We start from the raw sequence: 3354 nt of genomic DNA, 5'->3' as shown, positions 1-3354 counted from the left end.
CGTAGGCGCCCGTCGCCGCCGTCGCGAGGACGGCGCCGACGGCCTGCGGGACCGTCGCGCGCTGCCGGAACAGCAGGGCGCCCAGCGCCAGCGAGGCGCACGGCATCAACGCCACGACGAGGTTCGTCAGCGAGGTGCCGATGCGCGCGAGGGCGAGCAGGGTGCCGACCGCGTACACGGCGAATCCCAGCAGGCCGAGCAGGGCCGGCGTGCCCGGCTTCCGCGACAGTTTCCGCAGCCCGGCCCGTCCTTGCGGCCGCGCCACCGCGAACGAGGTGAGCACCGCGCAGCACGCCCCGGTCCGCCCCACCGCGACCAGCAGCGGATCGGTGTCCTCGACGAGCGCCCCGGACAGCAGCCAGGTGCCTGACAGCAAGGCGACCAGCATCACCACGAGCAGCGCGACCCGGCCCCTCACGGCCGCACGGTCAGCCGGTACTGCCGCACGGCGTCGGCAAGGCCCGACGTGCTGCGCGCGGTGATCGTGAAGGTGGCGCTTCCCGCGTGCGCGGGCGTACCGGTGACGCCGCCGGTGTCCTTGTTCAGCCGCAGTCCGGCGGGCAGGGCGCCCCGCGTGACCTCGTAGCGGATCGTCGCGGGCGTGTTCGTGGTGACCCGGGACTCGTACAGCCGGTGCGCCGACGCCGGGGGAAGGGGCGTCGAGGACAGGGCGGGCGTCGGAGTCGTCACCGGCTCCGGGGGGCCGACCGGCGCGCCGTCCGCGTCGACCTGCTGCAGCGACCACTCCTTGCCGGGCGTGACGACATCCAGGTGCCAGTTGGTCGTGCGGTCCCGCAGTCGTGCGCGCTGCCGAGTGGTGAACGCGCCGACGTTGCGCGCCGTCTCCCACTGCTTGATCGCATCGAGGACCCGCAGGGACGCGTCGCCGCCGGAGGCGAGGTCGGCGACGCTGCCCTGGAAGCCGACACCGGCGTTGAGCCCGGCCGCCCGCGCCAGCTTGTCCTCGATGCTGACGACGCCCTCGGACGACTTCAGGCTGATCCAACCCAGCATCCCGGGAAGGAAGTTGTCCCGGTAGAAAGCGTTGTTGAGGAAGACCTGGTCCCAGCTGGTGACGCCCACCTCGCCCCAACTGGCGCGGGTCAGCGCGTCCCAGGTGTTGGACGACATGCGGCTGGTCTCGGTGATGAAGCCGTCCTTGCGGTCGTTCTTCTCGTACGCGCCGTTGATCAGCCGGGCCAGTCCGTAGCTGCCCCAGCCGGACTCGGAGGCCGACTCCACGCCGTCGTAGGAGTTGGCGCGCATGCCGGTGGCGTTCCAGGCGGTGGCGAGCCGGTCCGCGATCTCGTCGACGATCCCCTTGCCGCCGATGGCCCCGTCGTAGCTGTTGAGCAGCACGCGGGCGGCGCCTGCGCCCTCGTCGTGCGCGGCGGCCGTCGAGCCCCATCGGCCGCGCTCGACGCCGGTGAGTTCCCAGCCGTCGTCGCTCTTCGTGGCACTCGTGTACGTCAAGAACTCGTCGCCGATGCGCAGGAGTCGACCGTGCGGACCGTCGCCGAGCAGCGCGTCGTCGTCGAGCCGCAGCGTGGTGTCCGTGGCGGACAGGGGGCGGGTCAGGCGTGCGCGACCGCCGAGTGCGAGACGCCGGTCGGCGGGCGCGGTGACGTAGGCGTCGTCGGGGGAGACGAAGTCGGAGATGGTGTGCACGCCGAGGTGGACGCCGTTGTCCTCGGCGAGCGAGACCGCCGCCGCGGCACCGGCGTCGCTGCCTCCGAGGGAGTCGTCGAACGCGTAGTGCCCGGTGGTCCGCCAAGGGCCGACGGCGTTCGGCAGTGCATACATGTAGTCGAGCCCGGCGGCCTTGGTGAAGCGGGCCGCGGCCGGGATGGTGCCCGTCGACAGGTCGTGGAGCACGAGGAACGACCGGCTGCCGGCCTGCGCCGTCTTCTGCCACTGCCCGTTCTGCGTCGGATACGGCAGTCCCTCGCGGGACGCGATGTCCGACAGGACGGTCGGCGCGAGGTCGGGCGCTGCACCGAACAGCGCGATCCGCGATCCGGTCACGCGGCCCTGCCCGCCCGGCAGCGGTCCTACGGGGATGCGGTATCCCGAAGTCGTCGCCCGCTGCCGTTCCTTGGTGTAGTCGTACGTGAAGGCACGCAGCACGGACCCCCACGGCGTGCGGCCCGCCGCGCTCCACTCCTCGTGCGGGGCGACCTGCAGGCGGGAAGGGTTGTCGGCGACCTCGCTCTCCCAGCCGTAGTCCTGGTACTCCTGCGGCCAGGCGCCCTCCGTCCGGTCGGTCAGCGGGCGCAGGCCGATCGCGAAGTCCTCGTCGCGCACGACCCCGACGGACTCGCCGACGGTCCGCGTCACGTCCGTGGCGAGCGGCCCCCACAGCAGGGTCTGCACGTCACCGTCGGCCGGGCCCGAGACGCGTACGGCTTCGAGGCTGGTGTAGCCGTCCTCGGCGACGGGCCGCACGTCGACCGTCGTGCCCGCGTCCCGGTTGGTGAACCTGAGGAGGCGGCCGCCGCCGACGACGGAGACCCGGGTGGGCCGCACCTGCTCGCCGTCCACGACCAGGCTCACCAGGGGAGCGGTCCTGCCCGCGCTCGCGTGGTCGCGGCCGGTGCGGGTGTCGACGAGCGAGACGACGGTGCCGCAGGGGTCCAGGCGCACGGCGAGATATCCGGCGGTCAGGGTGAGCAGGCCGTGCGAAGACCGCACGGCGCACAGGGCGGAGGGCGCACGGGGTCCCGCGGCCTGTGCGGGGACGCCCGCGGTGAGGGCCAGACTCAGGGCGAGTGCGCCGACGCCGAGAACGGCCGAGCGGGACGAAGCGGGTCTCATGAGCGGCTCCCTGGTTCGGCGGATCGACGGCGTCAGCACGGGAGCGGGGCGTGCGGAGCGGGCGGCTCGCGTGCCTTTATTTCTGCTACCTTCTGAAATAATGCGGCTCGATACTCCACCGACGCCGCCACCTCGTCAAGGGGGACGACCGGCATGACGGCCACATCGGGAGCCGATTCCTCACTGCTGCGACGCGTCAACCAGGCCGCGGTGCTGCGCTGCCTGCACACGGCCGCCCCCTCCGGACTGACCCTGACCGAGCTGGTCCAGGCGACCGCGGTCGCCCGCGCGACCGTGGAGAACGCACTGGCCGGACTCCTCCAGCAGGGCCTTGCCGCGCAGAGCGCGCCGCCCGCCGAGGAGCAGCGCCGGCTCGGCCGCCCCGCCCGGCGCTACCGCTTCCGCGCCGAGTCGGGCTGCGTCCTCGGCCTCGACATAGGAGTCCACAAGGCGCTCGCCGTCGTCTGCGACCTGAGCGGCGAGGTGCTCACGGTGCGCCGCGCCGCGAGCGGACCCGGCCTCACCCCGGCCGAACGCATC

The 3354-nt window shown here is 73.1% G+C and carries 3 protein-coding genes; 1 reads left to right on the top strand and 2 read right to left on the bottom strand.

Features of this window, described 5'->3' with window-relative positions; translation table 11 throughout:
- Both G3I40_RS18730 and G3I40_RS18725 read right to left on the bottom strand, forming a co-directional pair.
- The coding region (locus tag G3I40_RS18730; RefSeq protein ID WP_164303285.1) for a DMT family transporter at positions 1-418 on the bottom strand (418 nt) is incomplete at its 3' end.
- Positions 415-2814, bottom strand: a complete 2400-nt coding sequence (locus G3I40_RS18725; protein WP_164303284.1) for an Ig domain-containing protein — start codon at positions 2812-2814, stop codon at positions 415-417. The genes G3I40_RS18725 and G3I40_RS18730, both read right to left, overlap by 4 nt.
- 153 nt (positions 2815-2967) lie before the next feature.
- On the opposite strand from G3I40_RS18725, the gene G3I40_RS18720 reads away from it, so the two are divergent.
- The coding region (locus tag G3I40_RS18720; RefSeq protein ID WP_164303283.1) for a helix-turn-helix domain-containing protein at positions 2968-3354 on the top strand (387 nt) is incomplete at its 3' end.

Source organism: Streptomyces sp. SID14478 (assembly GCF_010548525.1).
Lineage (GTDB): Bacteria > Actinomycetota > Actinomycetes > Streptomycetales > Streptomycetaceae > Streptomyces.
This window is presented reverse-complemented; position numbering and strand designations above follow the sequence as displayed.

Bases quoted from the DNA above. Each gene is read 5' to 3' on its own strand.
- G3I40_RS18725 (WP_164303284.1), bottom strand. From the start codon at position 2,814: ATGAGACCCGCTTCGTCCCGCTCGGCCGTTCTCGGCGTCGGCGCACTC.